This is a genomic window from Butyrivibrio sp. WCE2006 (assembly GCF_000701985.1).
In the GTDB taxonomy this organism is placed as follows: domain Bacteria; phylum Bacillota; class Clostridia; order Lachnospirales; family Lachnospiraceae; genus Butyrivibrio.
The window spans coordinates 56331-79720 of record NZ_JNKH01000009.1 but is presented as its reverse complement, the minus strand read 5'-3'; the positions used below and the strand labels follow the sequence as shown (position 1 = coordinate 79720).

Here is a 23390-nt window from a genome sequence, read left to right as displayed (position 1 = left end):
ATAATCGTTATGGAATTGTAAAGGAGTAAAAATGACAAGCATGGCTAATGCAGCAAGACTTGAGGCGAAGGCTGAGAGGGAATATGAAAAAAGACATAACAAAATGATGATGAAAAAGCCCGGCGATATTGTGTTCAATATCATAAACTATGCGGTATTTACAATCTTCACCATCATATGTATTTTCCCGTTCTACTATCTTTTCATTAACACCATAAGTGACAATGAATTGGTTAGAAAAGGACTGATAAACTTTGTACCGCAGGGAATACATTTCGAGAACTATATAAGACTTCTTCAGGTAAATGACCTGTTCGGATCCTTTGGAATAACAATTGCAAGAACAATCCTTGGAACACTTTTCATGGTATTGGCATCAGCTTTTGTGGGATTTCTTGTAACACAAAAGGACATGTGGGGAAGGAGCTTCTGGTACAGATTCCTCGTTATCACAATGTACTTCAATGCAGGAATCATCCCCTGGTATCTGAACATGGCTATGCTGGGTCTGACAAATTCCTTCTGGGCATACATCATCCCCGGAATCGTTGCACCCTACAACATAATCCTTGTTAAGACCTATATTGAATCAGCAATCCCAGGAGAACTTCAGGAAAGTGCATCACTGGATGGTGCATCACATCTTAAGATTTTCTGGACAATAATCCTTCCGCTGTCCAAGCCGATACTTGCAACTATTGCAATCTTTGGCGCAGTAGGACACTGGAACTCATTCCAGGATTCACTGATCCTTATGCAGTCAGCTCCAAAGCTTTATACACTGCAGCACAGACTTTACATCTACCTTAATACAACAAGTAACCTTTCTGCTCTCATGAGCGCCGGCAGCACATCAGGAATCAGCAAGAGCGTTCTTGATTCAGCCTTAAACGGAAAGGTAATCAAATACACAATAGCAATGGTAACAATCATCCCGATCCTTTTGGTATATCCCTTCATGCAACGCTACTTTGAAAAGGGTATCATGATTGGAGCAGTAAAGGGTTGAGCAGAGCACTTAACGAGGTCCTTTCGAGTTTAGTGCGAGCCATGGGTGAACACTTGGCGAGGTGTTTTCGAGCCTAGTGAGAATCCCAGAGAGCACAGTGTCCGAGATCGGAACTTCCTTATTAAGTGTGGATTATTCAAAATATTCAGTCAACAAACCTTACGGTTTCAAATATAAAGGAGGAACAAAATGAAAAAGAAGGTTTTATCAATTCTACTTGCATCTACAATGGTGTTTTCACTGACAGCCTGCGGAACAAGCAATCCTGCAGGAACAGCTGTAGATGCCGAAAAAGCTGAAGACGAAGGCGATACAGCCGATGAGTCTGAGGATGAAGCAAAAGACGAAGCAGAGGATGCTGACAGTGATGCAGCAGAGGATACTGCAGAGGCTTCAGATGATGCAGAGGAAGCAGCAGAAGATGCTGATGATACTGCAAAAGCACAGGGTGATATCGAAGGCGATTTATCTGACATCATTCCTGAGGAGACAGTAACACTTGATGTTTACGATCAGCTTGCAAACTACTCAGGTGAGCAGACTGGCTGGTTTGGAAAGGTTATGCTTGATAAGTTCAATGTAAAGCTTAACATCATCCCTGAAAATGATGGCGTATTTGATACACGTATGGAATCCGGCAACCTTGGCGACCTGGTAATCTGGGGAAGCGATGGTGAGCAGTATCAGCAGGCAGTAGATAAGGGAATGCTCTTTGACTGGGAAGAGGATGACCTTATTAAGGAATATGGCCCTTACATCGATGCTAACATGGCACCTGCACTTGAAAAGAACAAGGGTATTTCATCAGACGGAAAGCTTTACGGTTTTGGTTTTGATGTAACAAGATCTGCTAAGGACCCCGGTTCATTCATGTACACATGGGATCTTCGTTATGATCTTTACAAGGAAATCGGTTCACCTGAAATTAAGGACCTGGATGGCCTTGTAGATGTACTTGCACAGATGAAGGAAGCTTGCCCTACAGATGATAATGGCAACCCGACCTACGGTGTATCACTTTTCAATGACTGGGACGGCGACATGGTAATGTTCGTTAAGTCTACAGCTACAGCTTACTACGGATATGATGAGTTCGGTCTTGGACTTTATGATTCATCAACACAGACCTTCCATCCCGTACTTGAGGAGAATGGTCCTTACCTTACAGCACTTAAATTCTACAACACACTTTACCAGAAGGGCCTTCTTGATCCCGATTCACAGACACAGGGCTTCAATGGTATGCAGGAAGATTATCAGAACGGAACAGCTTTCTTAAATGTATTTAACTTCATGGGTTCTGCTCTTTACAACACACCTGATCACCTCGCAGACGGCAAGGGAATGTTCCCTGTAAAGCCTACAGATGCTAAGCCTATCAGATATGGTCTTAACGTATACGGCGGTAACAGAATCTGGTCAATCGGTGCAAACACAGAGTATCCTGAACTTTGCATGGCTATCATCAACTGGCTCTCAACTCCTGAGGGACGTATGATTTCTGAGTATGGTCCTAAGGATGTATGCTGGTACTATGATGAAAACGGCAACACATGCTTCACAGAGACAGGTCTTGCATGCAAGACAGATATCTCAACAGAGATGGGCAATGGTTATGACGGAACATATGATGACGGTTCTTTCAAGATGAACAACTCAACATGGGCACTTGATGCTCCTAACCCTGACAGTAACGGTGAGACCTTCAACTATCGTAACTGGGCAAGCTACTCAACAGAGGCTGGTTCAGATATTGAAAAAGACTGGAGAGAATTCGCAGGTGCTAACACTCCTGACCTCTATCTTGATAAGCAGGATTACATCCTTGCACCCGGAACAATGTACACAGGTGGCGTTCATTCAGATGAACTCCAGGTTGTTTGGGATCAGGTTGCAACCTGTGTGAAGGACAACTCATGGAAGGCTATCTACGCTGAGTCAGATGAAGAATTTGACAAGATTGTAGACGACATGATTCAGCAGGCTAACGAGTATGGCTATGATGAGTGCATCGAGTTCCAGGAGAACGAAGCTAAGCTTCGTGCAGAGGCTGAGAACGCAGCACTTGCTGAGTAATAATAAACATCTTTTTGAGGCTGCGGCACGTGTTGGCCGCAGCCTTATTTAATACTTTTTTTACTAATTTAATAAATTCGGTATGTTAGAATGATAATTGGCAAACTAGAATTTTCGGGAGGAAATCTGCATGGAAACTGTACTTATTGCGGATGATGAAGAGAATATCAGAGAAGGTATAAAACTAATTATTGATTGGGAAGAACTTGGATTCGAAATCGCAGGAACTGCCACCAATGGTGAAGAGGCACTTTCTTCAATAATGAAGCTTAATCCTTCATTGGTAGTCATGGATATGCAGATGCCCAAGATTCACGGAATTGATGTCATAAAAAAATCAAGAGCCCTGGGTTATGAGGGGTATTTCATAATACTTTCCGGTTTTTCCAACTTTTCATATGCACAGGATGCCATCAGAAACAGAGTCACAAACTATATCACAAAACCTGTTGATGAGGATGAGCTCTACGATACAGTTAAGAAGATAAAAGATGAAATAGACAAAAATGTAAAGGAAGGCAGGCGCTCAGGCCAGATAAGAAATAAGGCAAAGAGCGTTGTTGTGAGTGAGCTTTTTCTTGGAACCTACTTTGAAAAGAATGAAAAGGAAGAAGTGGTTTTCACAGATGAAAGCAGAGAAGAGCTGGAATCCATGAAGCTTTTATTCCCTCTTTATCAGGTGGTCATTCATGAAACCTATCAGGCAGGGAAAAGAAAAGAGTCTCTATCAGAGGATTATAAGCTGACAGATCTTTTGCCAACCTTCCTTGATGAAAATAATTATGAAATTTTAGAGGTGAATGGCAATGATTGCCTGCTCCTAAAGGGAAAAGCGGCTATATCAAGATTCGATGATTTTATTCACCATTATGAAAAATCCCCGATAGAATCCGATAGCCCTTTGGATGATATTTTTATTGCTATAGGAAAATCTGTGGAGTCTCCCACGGAGATTGAAGAATCCTATGAGTCTGCTAAGAGCCTTGCTGACAGAAGGTTTTTCTGTGATGAGGGCGAGCATTTTGTAAGAGCAGACAGGGTGAAAGAGGAGAGCAGCGGTTTTTCACAGGAGAAGGAAAACAATAAGTCCTCAGAGAATATTAAGGATGTGCAAAACAGCCTGTCTGAAAAGATCCTGGATGCAGTGATACAGGGAAACAGGACTGCAATGATCAATTCTTCTGAGGAGCTTTATAACTATATAAAAGAAAATATTTCAGGAAACTCAGATGCCTGTCTGTTTGTGACTGAGATACTTTTACAGATAAAGGACAGACTGACGAAGCAGTATCCAGTGGTTCAGGATCTGTTTGATTCCCACGCCGGGATAATTGAATTTATTGAGGGGCGGTTCTACCTTTATGAAATAATGCAGTACATGATGGAAACTCTGGAGAAGGTATTGTTTAAGCTCCATGAGCATGGCACCTATGAAAATATCATTGACGATATTATTTCATACACAGACAGAAATTATGCTCAGCCTCTGACATTGGAGGATCTGGCTTCTCAGTTTGGATACAACAGTGGGTACCTTGGACGACTTTTCACAAGGACCACAGGAACAGGATATAACTACTATCTGAATGAGTGCCGTATAAACAAAGCTAAGGGATTTCTTGCCGAGGGGCAGTATAAGGTCTATGAAGTTGCGCAGCTTGTAGGCTACAACGATGTGGACTATTTTGGAAAGAAATTCAGAAAGCATGCCGGAATGACACCTGCAGAGTTCAGAAGGCATATGAAAGAAAGTAAGTCGTAAATGTGCGACATTTTTTAATAAATAAAATTCGTGGACCTTTAAAACGCATTTAGCTGTTGCGATTTAGAAGTCATGAATTGGGGAAAACAATTAGGAGGCGAAATGAACTGGAATGATAATCTGAAAAAAGTTCCCTATGGGGGCGACTACAATCCGGAGCAGTGGCCGGAGGATGTATGGGAAGAGGATATGAAGCTGTTTAAGCAGGCAGGAATAGATACTGTCACGCTTAATGTTTTTTCCTGGGCATCGATTCAGCCCTCGGAGGATGAGTACGATTTTGACAGACTTGATAAGATTGTGAAGCTTGTTACTGAAAATGGCATGAACATAATAATGGCAACATCCACAGGAGCGCATCCCGCATGGATGGCAAAGCGTCACCCTGACATTTTAAGAACTGATTTTGAGGGTAGAAAGAGAAAATTTGGCGGACGCCACAACTCCTGTCCTTCAAGTCCCACTTATCGTATGTATGCCGGAAGACTGGCAGCAAGACTTGCAGATCATTTCAAAAATCAGGAAAACATAATCGCATGGCATATTTCCAATGAGTTTGGCGGTGAGTGCTACTGCGAAAACTGTGAGAGAGCCTTCAGGGAATGGGTTCAGGACAGATATAAGACCATCGAAGAAGTGAATAAGGCCTGGAACACATCCTTTTGGGGACACACTTTTTATGATTATGATGAAATAGTTTTACCTAATGCTCTTTCTGAGGAAAGCGTGTGGGGAGGAAGACTGCACACAGATTTTCAGGGAATCTCAATTGATTACAGAAGATTCATGTCTGACGCGATTCTTTCCTGCTACTGCCTTGAAAGGGATGAAATAAGAAAAATAATACCGGATGCCCATATAACAACAAATCTTATGGCATTCTTTAAGCCGCTGGATTACAGAAAGTGGGCTAAGGAAATGGATTTTGTATCCTGGGATAATTATCCTCAGCCAACGGATTCTCCTGCAAGAATTGCCATGAGCCACGACCTTATGAGAGGCGTTGGTGACGGTGCACCTTTTGCACTTATGGAGCAGACTCCAAGTGTTACTAACTGGCAGCCCTATAATTCCTTAAAGAGACCCGGAGTCATGAGACTATGGAGTTATCAGGCCATGGCCCACGGCGCAGACAGCGTGCTCTTTTTCCAGATGAGGAGAAGCATAGGTGCCTGTGAAAAGTATCACGGTGCGGTTATAGACCACGTGGGTACAGGTAATACAAGAGTATTCAGGGAAGTTACGGAGCTTGGAAAAGAACTGTGGGAAATCGGAAGATGCTCTATCGGAATGAAGACAAAGTCAGAGGTCGCAGTTATGTTTGACTGGGACAACTGGTGGGCAACGGAGCTATCTGCAGGTCCTACAAATGAGATGAATTATAAAGAGATAATCACTCAGTACTATGAGTCTCTTAGAAAGCTCAATGTAAATGTGGATATCATTTCCCAGGACTCAGACCTTTCTAAATACAAGGTTGTGATAGCACCTCTTCTTTACATGATAAAAGGCGATCTTGATCAGAGGATCCGTTCATTTATTGAAAATGGCGGCAGCTTTGTGACAGGTGTTTTCAGCGGATATGTTAATGAGAGCGACCTTGTTGTGACAGGAGGATATCCTGGAAAGCTCCGTGATATTCTTGGAATCTGGGTTGAGGAAACAGATGCTTTTCCTGCAGATAAGCACAATCACTTCAGCTATCATGGACAAAGATTTTACGCACGCAAGCTTTGCGATCTGGTACATCTTGAAGGAGCAAAGATGCTGGATGACTATGGTTATCTTGAGGACTTCTACCAGGGAATGCCGGTGCTGACATCAAGAAAGCTAGGAAGCGGACGCGCATATTATATTGCGACAGAGTCTGATGAAGATTTCAGGGCAGCTTTCCTGTCAGATGTTCTGTCAAAGGCCGGAGTTCATCCTATTACCTTTACATCAAGTGATGTGGAAGTAACCAGCAGGGAAAATGATGAGGAAAAGATCCTTTATGTTCTAAATCATGGAGACAGCGAGGGTATTTACGAGCTTCACGAGGATGGAACTGAACTTATTAGCGGCATAGAACTTGCATCCGGTATGCATCGTATAGCACCAAAGGATGTTCATATTATAAAACGAAGTAAATAATATTTAGTCCGGATCCGTTACTCAGGATTGTGAAGCGTGAATGGGAACGGTACCGGCCAAGTCAGATAAGAACAATTATTTATACGTGAGGAAAAATAATGGAAGGATCAATACAAACACTTAAATACCGCGCAGAGGAGATACTTGAGGCACTTACCCTTGATGAAAAGATCGGAATGATCCACGGGGATGGTCTTTTTAAAACAAAGGGAGTTCCGCACCTTGGAATTCCGCCGCTTGTAATGTCTGACGGTCCCATGGGAGTCAGGGCGGATTTTCAGAATAGTCAGTGGATTCCTGTTGGGAATACAGATGATTATGTGACTTATCTTCCCTGCAACAGTGCTGTTGCTGCTACATGGAACAGAAATCTTGCATCCAGAACAGGAAGTGTTCTTGGATCAGAGGCCAGAGGAAGAAGAAAAGATGTGATACTTGCGCCCGGAATCAATTTAAAGAGATCACCTCTTTGCGGAAGAAATTTCGAGTATTTCAGTGAAGATCCATTCCTGACTTCTGAGCTTGCCACGGAGTATGTAAAGGGAGTTCAGAGATGGGATGTGGCGGCATGTCTTAAGCATTTCGCCTTAAATCATCAGGAAACTGCAAGACTTGAAGTAGATGAAGAAATAGATGATGAAGTATTAAAGGATCTGTATCTGCAGGTTTTTAAGGATGTCATAGACAATGCTAATCCCTACAGCATCATGGTGGCATATAACAAGATAAAAGGAGAATACTGCAGCGAAAGCAAATTCCTTTTAAATGAGATACTCAGAAAGCAGTGGGGCTATCAGGGCTTTGTGGTTTCAGACTGGGGAGCAGTCCATGACACGGTAGGAGCCGCAGAAGCAGATATAGATTGTGAGATGTCTGTTACGGATGATTTTGACAACTACAAGCTGGCTAACCCTTTGAAGGAAAAGGTTTTAAGCGGAGAGATCGATGAAGAACTGATAGATAGAAAGGTTATCAGAATACTTATTTTGATGCTGCGTCTTAACATGCTTGATGAAGATGCAATGACAAGGAAGGATGCTGCCTACAACTCATTTGCTGCAAGACAGGACTGCCTTGATATAGCAAGAGGAAGTGTTGTTTTACTTAAAAATGAGGAGCATATATTACCCCTTGGCAGATATCAGATAAAGAATAAGAAGATTCTGGTTATCGGAGAAAATGCCAACAGAATTCATTCTAATGGTGGCGGAAGTGCAGAAATTAAGGCTTTGTATGAAATCTCACCTCTTATGGGATTGAAGGCAAGGATTGGTGGAGCAACCCAGATAGATTATCTGAGAGGTTATGCAAGCACCATAGTTGAAAACTCTGCACCAAACGGAACAAACTGGCAGGCTATAAGTCTTGAAAATGAAGGTGGAAAGACTGCAGAGGGTGAGGATACCGCTGCAAAGGAACTCTCCGAATACAGGAAAAAGTTAAGAGATGAAGCGCTGGCAGCCTGCAGCGATTATGACCATGTAATTTTCGTAGGAGGTCTTAACCACGATATAGATTCAGAGGGTCTCGACAGGAAGGATATATCACTTCCTTATGAGCAGAATGAACTGCTTGAAGCTCTTCTTGAAAAGCGCCCCGACACTATAGTTGCCATGATTGGCGGCGGAGTAGTGGATATGACTCGCTGGCTTGATAAGTGTAAGGCTCTTATATGGATGTACTATAACGGAATGGAGGGCGGAAATGCTCTTGCAGAGGTTATATACGGTGATATAAATCCCTGTGGACATCTCCCTGAAACTTTCTACCGCTCAGCCTCAGATTCATCAGCTCTTAGCGTGGGCGATTTTGGTGACAGCCGCATGGTACATTATCGCGAGGGCTTCCACATCGGTTACAGACATATATATAAGGAAAATATACCGGTGCAGTTCCCCTTCGGATTTGGACTTACCTACTCCGATTTTGAGATAACAGATTTGTCCTACAATACCGGCAGACACGCAGCAAAGGGTAAACTCATAAATAAATCAGATGAGGACGGCGCTGAAATCATACAGGTATATCGCCTGCCTGATGAACAAAAAGATTACCTTGAACTTGTAGGATTTGAAAAGGTATATCTCCGCGCTAATTCAGAAATAGAATTTGAAGTTAATGTAAGAGACAGAGTCGGAATCGGTAAATATGCAGTTGGATTTAACAGCAGAGATCTGATAGAGATTTAATATATATATATGGTTTATCTGCAAAAATCTGATTGAGATTTAATAGGGATCAGCCAGATATCGATAAATATTGCGAAAAAGTACTTCGCCAAGTGTACTTTCTCAATATATGAAGCCTTCCAAGGTATTTTAATGCCGGGGAAGGCTGATTTTATGTGCAGAGTACAAGGGGAGGTTCTTTACGAGCCAGGCGGAGGTTTAAATATATGTTGTTTACAACTAATGGTACGCCAGTAACCTGAAGTATACTATTTCGCGCAGTATTTTAGGTCAATTGTGTGGAAAAAATGGGAAAATCTGCTATCATTGATAAAGGAAATCAGTCTAATTGTGAATAAATTTGAAGTAGACTGTGTGACGTACAAGAAGTCAAAAATTTCAAGAATAATTCCAGGGGGAGAATTATGCTGAACATAAAATGTGATCTTCACACTCATACACTTTACTCAGCACATGCATACTCAACGATTGAGGAGAATGTCAGGGAGGCTGAAACCGTAGGATTGGAACTCCTTGCAAGTACAGATCATTTCAGTTCAATGGTGGTTGCTGAGGATGAGGACTTGCGCTCGTATCAGTTTTTCACAAATCAGGGCTGTTGGAAAAGATTATGGCATGGAGTTAAGCTCCTTAGAGGGTGTGAAGTCGATATAGTTACACCGGATGGGTATCTTTTCGGAATGGGACTTCCAATAAAAAAATCAATTGTCGGGGATCCATATACTGAGGATAAGGATTTATTTCAAAGAACCACTGAGCGTCTTGATTTTATAATTGCAAGTGTCCATGGAAAATGGGGACTTCAGGGAATAACCCAAAATCAGGCTACTCAGATGTACATCACTGTTCTTGAGGATCCAAGGATTCTGATGCTTGGACATATCGGAAGAGCTGGAATTCCTTTTGAAACTGATGAGGTACTTCTTCGGGCAAAAGAGCTTCGCAAGCCCATAGAAATAAATGAGCACAGCGTAATCTGGGACGGAGATGTGGCTCAAAGATGCAAAGAAATCGCAGTGAGATGCGCAGAACTCGGGGTAACGATATGCGTAAACACGGATGCTCACATAGCGACTGACATAGGAAGATTTCCTACTGCAATAAGTATGCTGGAGGAGATACATTTTCCTCAGGAACTCATCATGAACAGAGACAGCGAGAGCTTCCTTAAGCAGTATTATGAAGCAGGATTTCCGGTAATTGACTTTACAGATGAGAATTGACTAGTACAGATAATTTCAAGATGCTGAACTAGCTTAAGTGATTAAAAATAGTGCAGTATTATAGATGCTATTGTAAGTAAAAGTAATAGCTATTAGAAGATGGTACTGCGAGCAAAAAGAAAAAGTTATTAAAAGATGGTGTTGTGTATTGATAACGCATATTGATAATCGGTCAGGCAACTTATCTGATTATCAAAGTGTCAATAGACTTGGAACCATGAGGACCAGGGGAGTATGAAAATAGTTTTAGATAATCTCACAAAAAAATTCCCAAGCAGGAACAGGAAAATTAAAGAAGAAACAATCGCGGTAAAGAATTTTACCTACGAGATACCGGATGGAAAACTGGTAGGACTTCTCGGTCCGTCTGGTTGCGGAAAAAGTACGGTTTTAAATCTTATAAGCGGACTGGAAAAACCAACCGCAGGAAAAATATATTTTGGAGATGAGGATGTAACAGAGCTTCCTCCTGAAAACAGGGGAGTGGGGCTGGTTTTTCAGAATTATGCATTATATCCGCATCTGAATGTAGAGGATAATATCAAATTTCCTCTTGAAAATCTCCGGGGAAAAAACAAACTTTCAAAAGAAGAGATGGATAGAAGAGTTCTGGAAGTCGCAAAGCTAGTTCAGATTGAGAATCTTTTGGACAGAAAGCCCTCTGAGATGTCTGGCGGACAGCAGCAGAGAGTAGCCATAGCAAGAGCACTTGTGAAAAGACCAAAGGTTCTTCTTCTTGATGAGCCGCTGTCAAACCTCGATGCCAGACTTCGCCTTCAAACAAGGGAGGAGCTTAAGAGGATTCAGCTTGAGACAGGAATTACCACTATATTCGTAACCCACGATCAGGAAGAAGCAATGAGTATCTGCGACGTGATGCTGGTCATGAAAAACGGAGAAATCATGCAGCATGGAGCACCCCAGGAAGTTTATGATCATCCTGATAATCTCTTTGTTGCAAAATTCCTTGGAACACCTCAGATAAATGTTTTCCATGGAAAACTTAAGGATGGTGGTATTTATATAGGAAAAGACAGAGTCATGGAGGAAAAGATGCTCTATGATGAGTCTGATGCACTTGCTTCTGCTAGCAGTTCCGGAAGAGAAAATACTGAAGGGAATGATAATAATTCCGTAGGAACAGTTAAGAAAGATAATATAGAAAATTATAGCAGATCCGGAAACGTGATTGAGGAGAATGCTTCAGTGCGCAATAACGGAACCGAGAGGAATGTTTATATAGCGGTTCGGCCTGAAGGATTTGAGATGGTTACTGAGAAAGGAATCGACGCAGAATCTAAGCGCAGAAACGATGGTGAGTTGGAGAAAGGCTCACAAAAAGCGGCAGATTTTCTTGATAATAAGGATGTCTCTTTAGGAGATGTGGTTTCAGACAGTGATAAAAATGTTTTGCACTGCGATTTTGTAAAAATGGAGGTTATGGGACGTGATACCAGCATAATCTCTAAGAATGCAGATTTTGACGGAAATATTATAAGAGCAATCATTCCTTCAGAGAGAAGACCACAGATTCTAAGCGGTGAAGTAGCATTTAGACTCAAACCATCAAAAGTGCATGTTTTTGATGAAGCAACCCAGATAAATCTTAGAATAAGTAAGTAATCTAAGAAAGATAATTGAGGCTTTTTCTACAACAATAAGGAAATATGCTAAAGGTTCAATAACGCGAAAATAAGTCACAGATTTTAATTAGGAAGATGTCAGTGAAGCTGACGAATGAGGATGAAATTCCCATGAGCAACAAAAAACAGATATATACGGCATTTTTATGCTTGCTGCCTGCCATAATATTTCTTGGAGTTTTCCTTGTCTATCCGATGATAGATGTTTTCATATATTCCTTTGAAGAGGGATATAACTACGCATCGGGAAGTTATATGGGAGTCGGGGGCTATAATTATTCATATGTTCTTCATGACCCGTATTTTATTAAGGCATTGAAAAACACCTTCATTATCGTTCTTGTGACGGTGCCGCTGTCCACAGGAATCGCGCTTTTGATTTCACTGGCGCTAAGCTCTATTGAAAAGCTAAGAGACCTTTTTCAGACTATATACTTTTTGCCATATGTGACAAATACCTTGGCGGTTGGCCTTGTTTTCATGATACTTTTTCAGAAGACAGCATATACAGACGGAATGGTAAATGTGCTGATAAATCTCTTTGGAGGTGAAAGCGTGGACTTCATCGACGGACCATACTGGGCGAAGATGTTCGTCATGTGCTTTTACACCATCTGGATTGTATTACCTTTTAAGATACTGATTTTAACCAGTGCTTTGGCATCTGTTGACAGAATATACTATAAAGCAGCTCAGATAGATGCTACTCCCAAATGGAGAGTTTTTGTAAAAATTACATTGCCGATGATCTCACCTATGATCTTTTATCTTGTGATTACCGGATTTATCGGAGCCTTCAAAGCATACAGCGATGAGGTTGCACTTTTTGGAACAGACCTGAATGCTGCCGGAATGAATACAATTGTCGGATACATCTATGACATGCTTTACGGAAATAGCGGTGGTTACCCGTCCTACGCATCGGCAGCTGCCATAATCCTGTTTGCAATTGTCTTTACGATCACTGTCATAAATCTTCTTGTCAGTGAAAAGACCGTATACTATCAGTAGAGAAAAAACATGACTTCTGCATTAGCTCCGCAAGAAGTCCAAGTTTTATGGAAAATGATTCAACAGAAACAAGATCTAAAGGAAATGATTCTATGGAAACAAGTTCAAAAGAAAATGATTCAATAGATAATAATTCAAGGGAAAAAATAATACGGAAAACATCGGTAAAGAATAATACTTCGACCGTTGTAAAATATCTTTTCCTTACATTTTGGGCAATAATCGTATTGTTCCCTTTTTATTGGATGATCATTACGTCATTCAAGAGCTACAGCTCCTATAACAGCGAGTTTGTGCCCAGGCTTATCGCCACATCGCCAACATTTCAGAATTATGTCAGTGCCTTTACAGAGGTGTCACTTGGAAGGTACCTGATCAATTCAGTGATTTTTACAGTTCTGACAACGGCTATCATGCTAGTGATAGTGGTTCTTTCAGCCTTCGCATTTTCAAGGCTCGAATTCCCGGGGAAAAACCTTTTGTTTGCATTTTTTCTCTCACTCATGATGATTCCCAATGAGCTGGTCATTATAACCAATTATGTGACAATAACTGATCTTAATATGCGCAATTCATTTCCTGGGCTGGTGCTTCCTTCAGTTGTTGCGGTTTTCTATATTTATCTGTTAAAGGAAAACTTCGAGCAGATTCCGGATGAGCTATACAAGGCAGCAAAAGTTGATGGCACAAGTGATCTTCGATATTTGTGGCGTGTCATGATTCCTATTTCAAGACCAACAATTATCACGATCACCATCCTTAAAGTCATCGAATGCTGGAACTCTTATGTCTGGCCGAGACTCATCACTGATGATTCTGCATATTTTCTTGTATCAAACGGAATCCAGGAGATTCGCGAAAATGGTTTTGGACGTGAAAACATTCCGGCAATGATGGCTGCGGTAGTTGTAATATCCATACCTCTTATGGTGCTGTTCCTTATTTTCAGAAAAAGGATTATGGCAGGAGTCGCAAGAGGAGGCACGAAGGGATGAGCTTTTATGTAATAGATAGGATTCTGCGGCGGGATATAGGTGGAATTAAAAGTAAGCCGGATTTCCGTACGATTTTTTCTCGTTATCGTTCGGAAAGTCATACATTAAGGAAAAGTGTGAGCGGATATATTCTGGATAAAATGTCGGCTGCAGGTTCATGGGCAGGCGTTGGACTTAGAACTCGTATTCGGACAGTATCAATATCAATTTTGGTTATTTTTGCATCACTGTCTCTTACTGCCTGCCACGGAAGCAGGAAAACTCAAGGGTTTGAAATCCCTGAGACTTTTGATGAATCAAAGAAATATGAGATTACCTTCTGGGCCAAGAATGATACAAACAAGACTCAGACAAAGATATACGAAAAAGCGATTTCTGATTTTGAGAAAATATATCCAAATATCGATGTGAATATTCGTTTATATACGGATTACGGAAAGATATATAATGACGTAATAACGAATATTTCTACAAATACTACACCGAATGTTTGTATAACTTATCCGGACCATATCGCAACATATCTGACCGGAGAGAATACGGTTGTGCCGTTGGATGACCTTTTTGCAAATGACAAGTATGGGCTTGGAGGAAGTGAAGTAAAATTTAATGCGCCCACCGGGGATGAAATTATTCCGCAGTTCCTTATAGAGTGCAAAATAGGGCAAAGCCATTATGCGGTGCCATATATGAGATCTACAGAGGCCTGCTATGTAAACAAGGATTTTGTGGAGAAACTTGGATTTGAGCTTCCGGAAGTACTTACCTGGGATTTCATATGGGAAGTGTCTGAGGCAGCCACCGAGAAAAATGATGATGGAACCTTTAAGCTTAATGGACAGAAGGTTTTGATACCATTTATCTACAAATCTACCGATAACATGATGATTCAGATGTTAAGGCAGCAGGGGGCAGAGTATTCCAATCCTGCAGGAGATATCCTTCTTTTTAATGATGATACAAAAAAGAATCTTGAAACAATAGCAAAGCATGCAAAAAGCGGAGCCTTTTCAACCTTTAAGATTTCAGGATATCCTGCAAATTTCCTGAACGCAGGACAATGCATATTTGCTGTGGATTCAACTGCCGGATCAACCTGGATGGGCACCAATGCGCCGCTTTGCGATATCGCTGAGGATAAGATTGTTGACTTTGAGACCTTAGTTTATCCTGTACCGCAGGTTGCGACTTCACCAAATACTAATGATGGAAGTCAGTATGCCATGATTTCTCAGGGGCCTTCACTTTGTATTTTCAGTAAGGAAGATCCTCAGGAGGTACTTGCTTCATGGCTTTTTGCTCAATATATGCTGACAAATGATGTCCAGATTGCTTATGCTGAAACAGAAGGATACGTTCCTGTTACTTCAAAGGCTCAGGAATCTGCTGAATATCAGGACTATCTGAGCAGAGCAGGTGAGGATAATTCCACTTATTACGATGTGAAGATAGATGCTACAAAGCTTCTTCTTAACAACCAGCAATACACATTCACAACAAGCGTTTTTAACGGTTCTGCCTCACTTAGAGATGCAGCAGGACAGCTGATTGAAAATGTAACAAAGTCAGTTCGCAGAAAAACCAAGGTGGACGATGCTTACATAGATAAGCTTTATGAGGATACAAGAAGTCTCTATCATCTTGATCAGAGCAGTGCTGTTGTCTCAGGAAAGGCGGAGTTTGGAGAGCTTCCTGTCGAATCCAGAAGACTTATAGAAGGACTGGTTTTAGTCTGGATACTTATAGGGGCATACCTTGTAAGACGGGCTCTGAAACGGAAACGTTAATATTCTATATTGATTTGAGCATGTGATTACTATTTTTGCTTGAAGGCAATACTTAATAAATTGTTGAAGAATTTCTCGCAAATAGGGAAATTGTGATATAATAGGCGGCGGTAATGTAAATGGCAGAGAACATTTATATGTCCGCTGTCTTTTTATTAGGAGGATTATTATGAAAAAGAAGACTATCGCAACATTATTAACACTTGGTCTTGCATTCAGCATGATCGGTTGTGGCGCTAAGAGCCAGCCTGCAGAAGAAGCTGCAGTTGAGACTGAGACAGAAGAGAGCGCAGCTGAAGAAGCTACTGAGGCTGAGGATGCAGCTGAAGAGACAACAGAAGAAGCAGAAGCTGAAGAGAGTGCTGAAGAAGAGACAACAGAAGAAGCAGCTGAAGAGAGCACAGAAGAAACTGATGCTGAGGAAGCTGAAGGCGAAGATGCTGAGAGTACAGCTTCAGGTGAAGTTATGACACATGATGATTATGTAGCTGCTGATCTTGATTCAGAGGTTACTGTTGAGACCTACGTTCAGGCTAAGCAGGGCTGGTGGGAGAATGAAGGCGTTGGTAACGCTACATTCTATACACAGGCTGAAGATGGTGCTTACTTCCTTTACAACATGCCTTGCACACAGGAAGAGTATGATGAACTTAAGGAAGGCACAAAGATCAAGGTTACTGGTTATAAGTCAGAGTGGTCAGGTGAAGTAGAAATCACAGATGCTAAGTTTGAAATCGAGGATGGCAGCTTTGTTGCTGAGCCTACAGACGTAACAGCACAGCTTGCTGATGAGAATCTTATTGATCACCAGAACGAATACGTATCTTTCACAGATATGGTAATCGAAGCAAGCAAGGATGCTGATGGTAATGATGTACCGTTCCTTTACAACTATGATGGTTCAGGTATTGAAGGTGATGACCTTTACTTCAATGTTTCTGCTGATGGTAAGACATACACATTTACTGTTGAATCATACCTTTGCGACAAGACTTCAGATGCTTATAAGGCAGTTCAGAACCTTAAGGTTGGTGATACAGTTGATATGAAGGGCTTCCTTTACTGGTATGAAGGTGTTAACCCTCACATCACAGAAGTAACTGTTAAGTAATTTTATGTAATGTTTAATATGAATTATTCTGGGCAGCCGGAAAAATGCTGAGCATTTTTCCGGCTGCTTTTTGTTCAGAACTCCCTTCGCGGGGATACTATTTCGGTCTGTAATCAGTCTGAGCGCGAAGAAATTTGAATTAGACTGAAAAGAGTGAATTAGAGTTTGGGGTTATGAAGAGTCCTTGAAGTAGGATGATATCTTTGGGACTGATATTCAAATAGAATATTTATATGATGAGTCAGTCCCATAAGACAATAACACGCAATAGACTTATCACTAACCGGAATAATATCTCCGTGAAGGGAGTCCTTATAAAACAAGTATGCGAATAGACTGCACGGCGGGCAGTAAGAAGTTCCCGCAGAGGGAGTCCCAATAAAACAAGTGCGCGAATAGACTGCACGGCGGGCAGTAAGTAGCCCCACAGGGTGAGTCCTACCATTACTGCATGAAGTGGTGCTCAATCAGAGTCCATATCTGTTTCATGTTTAGGGGGCGCTTCGCTGTTTCTCTTGTTATGATTAGTCCGTCTCCAAGAAAGGCTCCGTTTGCCTCATAGTTATCCAGTTTCTCCATATTTTTGTTGAGATACAGGTCATCATCAAGCATTCCCAGGTGTTCCCAATAGATTATTTTTCTGCTTGGCATTTTTAATATTGTGAAGTCAGGATAAATCTTTTTATTGCCAATAAATGCAGGGCATTCGTACTTAAAAGGAATACCGGCTTTGTAGAGAGCATTGGCTATCATGACTTCTGATTTTGATCGGACCCGAATATCGTTGTCTGCATAGTGCAATACAGAACCATCTTCAAATTCAAGAGGATCATAGGGTTCTGCAAGCCATGTAGATACATATTCTTCATCAGGCACATAGTGGGGAATTACCAGAACTTTCCTTGCAATATTCAGATTGTCATAGGTATGTTCGTAGGTGGCCTTTGGCATTTTGCGGTTATAAGACTGTATGGCAGATATTTCTTTACATATGGAATCCTTAACCTCAAGTTCATAGTCTCTTTGAGCAAGATTCCTTGCAGTATCAATATTCTGCTTTCTGATATATGTACCTACTTTATCTGTTCCTGATTTTCTAAGATAATAGCATGTAGCCTTTTTGGAATTGTTGACTTTTAAATTACCTGAAGGTGCTTTCTTTAGTTTTGAATCACAGTCTTTTAAGACCATGGTAAGTTCTTCTTCTCTTTTCTTAAATGCTTTTCTCATGTCCATAGATTTATCCTTTCGGTTATATGCATAAAATAGTGTGAATTATCTGATATTCCGGAATTTCATCAGAAATATTTGTATGTGAAGTGCCAAAAACTTTGTACAAAAATAGAAAAATGTAAAACGTTTCGCATTATTGCTCAATGGTTTGAACTTCAAAAATAGCTTGCTTATTGAGCAAAAATCAGTGTATCAATTCAATAGTTCCTCAGAACCGTCTGTTTATGATTTTGTAAATAATGGAAATCACAAGATGATTATCTTGTGAGCGATGCACTTCTCCCTTAAGTGCGTTGATATAATAAACTAAATCATATTACTTGTCAATAGTGAAAACAAGCGAAATAATATGATAATTAAATAAACGGTAAAAGTTTAGAATCCGTCAAAAAAACGAGTAGCAAAAAATCATAATTGTGGTATACTATTTATGGGGAAACTACTATATATTGTGGTTGAAAATATATAGTGGCTGGATAGCTCTGTTGTATGAGAATTGTTATAGATACTCCTTGATCTATGGTAAACGACATAGGATTTTACCTGATGTCGATTGATGCGCCGGATTTTGATTGCTAAGTGCAACATTTTCAAAGTCCCTGCGCAACAATACGTAGTGCTATGGTGGGCTGAAAATACTTTTGAAGCTTACTGTAGCCGGGGAGCGTTTTATATGGATCAGGGAATATCACGGGGGAGTCTTATTATGGATTATGATTATCTTTCGTCCATAGTTTCAAATTACAGCAATTTAACTTCACTTAATTCCTTAAACAACAAAACATTAACTGGGGGATCAGTTATCAAAGGCATAGCTGCACTTGCTGACCCTGGTGGTTCGCTTGAATCTTTAGATGCTACAAGTGAACTTACAGGAGCAAATACTTTTTCGGCCATTCTGGAAGCAGCCATACAATCCGGCAGATTAGAAAATGCAAATATGAGTGATGAGACGTTGGAGACCTTGAAGACAGCAGCTGAGAGATTATCAGAGGATTCAGCAGGGGAGAATATCTCTGAGAAACTGGCGCAGAAGCTTTCAGGTATTGCAGGAGCAGGTGCGGAGTCCGCTTTTGATGGCGAGGCCAGAAGTACACTGATAATGCAGAATTACCTTTATGCTGCGATGATGAAGGATTCACTTCAAAACTCTTTGACTGATAAAGCTGATTTTACATCAGGCTTGTTTTCAGATCTTGCGGTAGGAACAGAGGATAACAATACATCTTCGATTCTGGGAAGTCTCAGGGATAACACATTAGGAGCCATCAGTAATTTTACGGCGGATGGGAATAACGCTCTGGGAGCCATAAATAATTTGGTGGCGGATGATGATAATCCCGTAACGGCATACGCTGAGCGTGGTTCACTACTTCGGGAGATGCTTAGCAACCTTTCTAGTGAACTAAGGAATATTCCAGCTTCTGAACAAACTCAGGAATCTGATAGAAGCTTCGACTCACATCTAAGGCTTCGATCTGCTTCATATCATCAGGCGTAAGACATAAGTGATCCAGATGCAGATTCCTTTGAATATGATCCGGGTTTGATGACTTTGTGATATAGACATGCCCCATCTGCTGATGCCATTTTAGAATTATCTGCGGAACAGTGGTATGATGCGCGGTAGCAATATCCATTAGAACAGAATTATTTAATAAAAGTGAATGTCCATGTCCTAGTGGATACCACGCTTCAAGCTGAATGTTTTTCTCATTCAGCTTTTTTTGTATATGACGCTGTTGTAAAAACGGATGGCATTGAATCTGGTCAACCACAGGCTTGATGTTCGCAATACTGCACAATTCATCCAGGGATTTTTCGGTCATAAAATTACAGACACCGATAGATTTTACAAGCCCCTTTTCAACAGCCTTTTCTAATTGCTGCCAGGCATTTTGCCATCCTTTTATGATTGGAGTTTCTAATAAAGCAAGGTCGAGATAGTCAGTGCGAAGATTTTTTAAGGTTTTTTCGATACATCTAAGCGTTCTGTTTTTCTTATAATAAAAAGGACTGATTCGTGAGGTGATAAACAGCTCGGACCTGTCGATGGACAGCTCTGAAATAACAATTCCTATAGAGGCCTGATTATGGTAGGAAGGCGTCGTATCGATGAGCCTGTATCCGTTCATAAAAGAGAAAAGAACTACCTGCTCACAGATGTCAGGATCAAATAAGTCTTTTGTACCTATGCCCTGGATTGGCATTTCGATTTGATTGTTTAAAAGAACAGTATCCATATTTAGTCCTCACAATAATTCCAAAAGCTTCTCACGGTCAACACTGGCAAGGTATTTGCCGGTAAGGTTATATTTTTCCAGCTTATCAGCAGGAATGGTATAGTCAGATAGCATCTTATAAATTTCTGAAGCATTGTCATAATCGAATGCCTCCATGAGTTCTTTTATATTATTAAAGGCGCTGTCCAGTTCATCAGGTGAAATAACGGGCTTTGAGTCTGACTCTTCGTTTGAGGATTCATCAGCAGATAGTCCCCAGAAAGACAAGTATTCTCCGAGCATATCAAGGAGAACTATGGCCTTTTCGTGGATGGTATCCCGCACAGACGGATCCTTTGAGGATTCATTCCACTTATCACCAAGCATCTCCAGCTCAGCTGCAAGTTCTGATAATTTGCCGGCTCCGATTATTCTGGCAGAACTTTTAAGAGAATGGACATGTATGGTGAAATTCTTTATATCATCTGTGCTTTCGAATTCTTTTATGGCAGAATACTTATCCGGAAGGTTTATTTTGAAATCATCAATTACCATGAGAGCAGTTTCTTTACTTCCACAGTTTTTAATGGCTTCTTCCATATTTATTCCGGAAAAACTGTTGAAATTAATAATTGACGAACCATTATCACTGGCGGTATTAAAATCTCCGGAGGATTCAGCCTCGTCAGAACCGGATGGATCAGCCTTATGTACTTTATCTTTAGGTAAGTACATGGCGAGCATGTTTTCAAGTCGCGCCGGATCTATAGGTTTGGAAAGATAATCTTCAAAGCCTGCATTAAGATAAAATTCTCTGGCGCCTGCAACGGCATTTGCTGTGAGAGCGATGCACATGGTATCAGAATTAGGATTATCGGGAAGCTTCTTTATGGCATCCAGGGTCTCGATTCCATCCATATCAGGCATTCTGTGATCCAGGAAAATTAGATCAAATTTTTCCTTAGCAACCAAACCAAGGGCTTCTCGTCCGCTTGTTGCAGTGACGATCTGTATAAGGGTTTTCTTAAGGAGACCTATAATAACCGTAAGATTCATGCTGGTATCATCAACAACGAGTATTTTGGCGTCAGGTGCAACAAAACTCTCGTGATATTTTTTCCTGGTAGAGATAGTTTCCTTGTAACGCTTTTCAAAATCTCCGATGGGCTCCCAGTCGCAGACTTCCTGCTCTACGACAAATGAAAAGTCAGAGCCTTCTCCGTAGACACTTTCGACGGTGAGGCGGGTATTCATCATGGCAAGAAGCTTCTTGACGATGCTCATGCCGAGGCCTGTGCCCTCAATTGAGCGATTGCGTATTTCTTCGATGCGCTCGAAGGGAGAGTACAATTTATTGATGTCCTCTTCTTTAATGCCGATTCCGGTGTCGATAACCCGTATCTTTAGAGCAATCTTACCGACAAAATTTCTTCGATTCTCAGATTCGACAGTGATATATTCAGTATTATCAGTCTTTGGCTTATCAGAGTTTGTTCCATTTGAAACAGTAGAATCCTTTACAGAACTGATAGTTTCATTATTTGCACCATATGAAACAGAAGAATCCTTTAAAGAACTTACAGTCACATCATTTGTGTCATTAGCATTAGTGTTCTCTTTCCCGGAATTATCATATTCTTCCAACTTTTCAAACGAGATGTCCAGTGTAACAGAACCCTTTTCAGTGTATTTAACGGCATTTGTAAGGATGTTTGTAGCACACTGCTTAATCCTTATCTCGTCACCAAACAAAAGATCAGGGATACTTTCGGATACATTTACTTTCAGCTCAAGGTTTTTGTCCTTTGCCCTGCGAAAGATCATGTTTACCAGGTCATTGATCACAGAGCTAAGGTTATATTGCACAGGCAGAATATCCATTTTTCCGGCTTCGATTTTTGAAAAATCAAGGATGTCATTTACCAGAGAGAGCAGAGTGTTCCCGGCACTCTGAATGGTGGATGCATACTCAAGGGTCGAAGGCTCGGAGCTTTCACGAAGGATCATTTCATTCATTCCGAGCACGGCGTTTATAGGCGTGCGGATTTCGTGGGACATATTTGAAAGGAAAGATGACTTGGCTTCACTTGCAGCTTCAGCGACTCTCAGATCTTCCTCCAGCTTTTGTTCTTCCTTGATTCTCTCAATGTAGCCGGTTACTTCATTTAATGTGATCATCATGGAATAGTACAAGTCTGTGATCTCATCATGGGTGTTGATAGGATTGCTTTTTATGGTTTGAAGATATTCTGTGCGGTTTTCATCGTTTGTGTCGGTGAATTTGAGCATATAATTAGACAATTGCCCAATAGGACTGCCGATTCTCGTTTTTGCATAGAAATGGATATTAGCTGCGATGGGGACAGCAATGCTCAGTTCCATAAAAATCATTTTAACTGTAAACGCTATACCGTAATTATTGTATCTGAAAATAATGTCATCCCCTATTTTGCGTGTTTGTCTTAAGCCATCATTCATCATATGCCTCAGATCCGGGAACAGAATGCTTATAAAAATAATGGAGAACACGCTTAATAGCACAGTTTCAATGATGATAAGCGTGCTGATTTTAGTGCTGATGCGGGTCTTTTTTATGGAATTCTGCAGGATCAGATTTTCCACATACTCACGGGTGTACATGTAACCTAAAGGAAAAATCCCTTTTAAGAAATCCGGTGCATGGTTAAAAAATATATATAGGAAAAAACATCCGACAAGACACGAAAAAAGCGGGCCGGTTGTGTGATTAAGAATGGTATTTATCCGCCCCATCTCGAAATCATATTTGATCATATATTCGTTATTCAGACTTTCGAAAATAAGGCAAACCAAATAACTGCATATAAAAGCGCTGATAGTTTTTTCTTTGGTCCTAAACCACCTGTACTGTGAAAAAATAGAGTATAGGAATATAACTATCATATAAGGAGTCAGCAGAAATGCGTCCATGCTGTTTAAAAAGACAGCCGTAATAAAGAGGACGAGATAGGCATTCA

15 protein-coding genes are annotated in these 23390 nt (G+C 40.9%); 12 read left to right on the top strand and 3 right to left on the bottom strand.

Annotated features, from left to right (window positions below):
* Positions 1 to 40: 40 nt before the first annotated feature.
* From T501_RS08290 to T501_RS08240, 11 genes are all read left to right on the top strand, one after another.
* Positions 41 to 1009 carry a carbohydrate ABC transporter permease gene (locus tag T501_RS08290; protein ID WP_044914322.1) on the top strand — a complete coding sequence of 323 codons (969 nt, stop codon included), beginning with the start codon at positions 41 to 43 and terminating at the stop codon, positions 1007 to 1009.
* A gap of 189 nt (positions 1010 to 1198) precedes the next feature.
* The gene (locus T501_RS08285; protein WP_044914260.1) at positions 1199 to 3085 is read left to right on the top strand and encodes a type 2 periplasmic-binding domain-containing protein; all 1887 of its coding nucleotides are present in this window, start codon (positions 1199 to 1201) and stop codon (positions 3083 to 3085) included.
* Between the two features lie 130 nt (positions 3086 to 3215).
* Positions 3216 to 4847, top strand: coding sequence for a response regulator transcription factor (locus T501_RS08280; RefSeq protein ID WP_044914258.1), 1632 nt, complete (start codon positions 3216 to 3218; stop codon positions 4845 to 4847).
* Positions 4848 to 4949: 102 nt separating this feature from the next.
* A complete protein-coding gene (locus T501_RS08275; RefSeq protein ID WP_026510154.1) occupies positions 4950 to 6980 on the top strand; it encodes a beta-galactosidase in 2031 nt (676 codons plus the stop codon).
* 98 nt (positions 6981 to 7078) lie between these two features.
* The gene (locus tag T501_RS08270; protein WP_044914320.1) at positions 7079 to 9169 is read left to right on the top strand and encodes a beta-glucosidase; all 2091 of its coding nucleotides are present in this window, start codon (positions 7079 to 7081) and stop codon (positions 9167 to 9169) included.
* Positions 9170 to 9573: 404 nt separating this feature from the next.
* On the top strand, positions 9574 to 10392 hold the full coding sequence (locus tag T501_RS08265) for a PHP domain-containing protein (protein WP_242845503.1): 819 nt from the start codon (positions 9574 to 9576) through the stop codon (positions 10390 to 10392).
* A gap of 234 nt (positions 10393 to 10626) precedes the next feature.
* Entirely contained in the window at positions 10627 to 12015 is a 1389-nt protein-coding gene (locus tag T501_RS22535; protein ID WP_044914255.1) for an ABC transporter ATP-binding protein, read from the top strand.
* A gap of 101 nt (positions 12016 to 12116) precedes the next feature.
* Complete coding sequence (locus T501_RS08255) at positions 12117 to 13046, top strand: carbohydrate ABC transporter permease (RefSeq protein WP_330377025.1); 930 nt, start codon at positions 12117 to 12119, stop codon at positions 13044 to 13046.
* 47 nt (positions 13047 to 13093) lie between these two features.
* Positions 13094 to 14041: a carbohydrate ABC transporter permease gene (locus T501_RS08250; protein ID WP_242832978.1), complete on the top strand. Its 948-nt coding sequence runs from the start codon at positions 13094 to 13096 to the stop codon at positions 14039 to 14041.
* Entirely contained in the window at positions 14038 to 15828 is a 1791-nt protein-coding gene (locus T501_RS08245) for an ABC transporter substrate-binding protein (protein WP_242845502.1), read from the top strand. Before T501_RS08250 ends, T501_RS08245 begins: the two co-directional genes overlap by 4 nt.
* A 169-nt stretch (positions 15829 to 15997) precedes the next feature.
* The gene (locus T501_RS08240) at positions 15998 to 16939 is read left to right on the top strand and encodes a hypothetical protein (RefSeq protein ID WP_044914252.1); all 942 of its coding nucleotides are present in this window, start codon (positions 15998 to 16000) and stop codon (positions 16937 to 16939) included.
* A 444-nt stretch (positions 16940 to 17383) separates the two neighbouring features.
* On the opposite strand, the gene T501_RS20130 is transcribed toward T501_RS08240, so the two are convergent.
* Positions 17384 to 18175, bottom strand: coding sequence for a hypothetical protein (locus T501_RS20130; RefSeq protein ID WP_049945734.1), 792 nt, complete (start codon positions 18173 to 18175; stop codon positions 17384 to 17386).
* Between the two features lie 670 nt (positions 18176 to 18845).
* On the opposite strand from T501_RS20130, the gene T501_RS08230 reads away from it, so the two are divergent.
* Positions 18846 to 19673 (top strand): hypothetical protein, encoded by an 828-nt coding sequence (locus tag T501_RS08230; protein ID WP_155994821.1) that lies wholly within the window; start codon positions 18846 to 18848, stop codon positions 19671 to 19673.
* On the opposite strand, the gene T501_RS20745 is transcribed toward T501_RS08230, so the two are convergent.
* Positions 19570 to 20415: an aldo/keto reductase family protein gene (locus tag T501_RS20745; RefSeq protein ID WP_081843091.1), complete on the bottom strand. Its 846-nt coding sequence runs from the start codon at positions 20413 to 20415 to the stop codon at positions 19570 to 19572. The genes T501_RS08230 and T501_RS20745 overlap by 104 nt on opposite strands.
* 9 nt (positions 20416 to 20424) lie before the next feature.
* Positions 20425 to 23034, bottom strand: coding sequence for a response regulator (locus tag T501_RS22530; RefSeq protein WP_442856358.1), 2610 nt, complete (start codon positions 23032 to 23034; stop codon positions 20425 to 20427).
* Positions 23035 to 23390: the final 356 nt, after the last annotated feature.

Bases quoted from the DNA above. Each gene is read 5' to 3' on its own strand.
- T501_RS08280 (WP_044914258.1), top strand. From the start codon at position 3,216: ATGGAAACTGTACTTATTGCGGATGATGAAGAGAATATCAGAGAAGGT.
- T501_RS22535 (WP_044914255.1), top strand. From the start codon at position 10,627: ATGAAAATAGTTTTAGATAATCTCACAAAAAAATTCCCAAGCAGGAAC.
- T501_RS08290 (WP_044914322.1), top strand. From the start codon at position 41: ATGGCTAATGCAGCAAGACTTGAGGCGAAGGCTGAGAGGGAATATGAA.
- T501_RS08265 (WP_242845503.1), top strand. From the start codon at position 9,574: ATGCTGAACATAAAATGTGATCTTCACACTCATACACTTTACTCAGCA.
- T501_RS08245 (WP_242845502.1), top strand. From the start codon at position 14,038: ATGAGCTTTTATGTAATAGATAGGATTCTGCGGCGGGATATAGGTGGA.
- T501_RS08250 (WP_242832978.1), top strand. From the start codon at position 13,094: ATGGAAAATGATTCAACAGAAACAAGATCTAAAGGAAATGATTCTATG.
- T501_RS08230 (WP_155994821.1), top strand. From the start codon at position 18,846: ATGGATCAGGGAATATCACGGGGGAGTCTTATTATGGATTATGATTAT.
- T501_RS08270 (WP_044914320.1), top strand. From the start codon at position 7,079: ATGGAAGGATCAATACAAACACTTAAATACCGCGCAGAGGAGATACTT.
- T501_RS08240 (WP_044914252.1), top strand. From the start codon at position 15,998: ATGAAAAAGAAGACTATCGCAACATTATTAACACTTGGTCTTGCATTC.
- T501_RS20745 (WP_081843091.1), bottom strand. From the start codon at position 20,415: ATGGATACTGTTCTTTTAAACAATCAAATCGAAATGCCAATCCAGGGC.
- T501_RS08275 (WP_026510154.1), top strand. From the start codon at position 4,950: ATGAACTGGAATGATAATCTGAAAAAAGTTCCCTATGGGGGCGACTAC.
- T501_RS22530 (WP_442856358.1), bottom strand. From the start codon at position 23,034: ATGTACACCCGTGAGTATGTGGAAAATCTGATCCTGCAGAATTCCATA.
- T501_RS20130 (WP_049945734.1), bottom strand. From the start codon at position 18,175: ATGGACATGAGAAAAGCATTTAAGAAAAGAGAAGAAGAACTTACCATG.
- T501_RS08285 (WP_044914260.1), top strand. From the start codon at position 1,199: ATGAAAAAGAAGGTTTTATCAATTCTACTTGCATCTACAATGGTGTTT.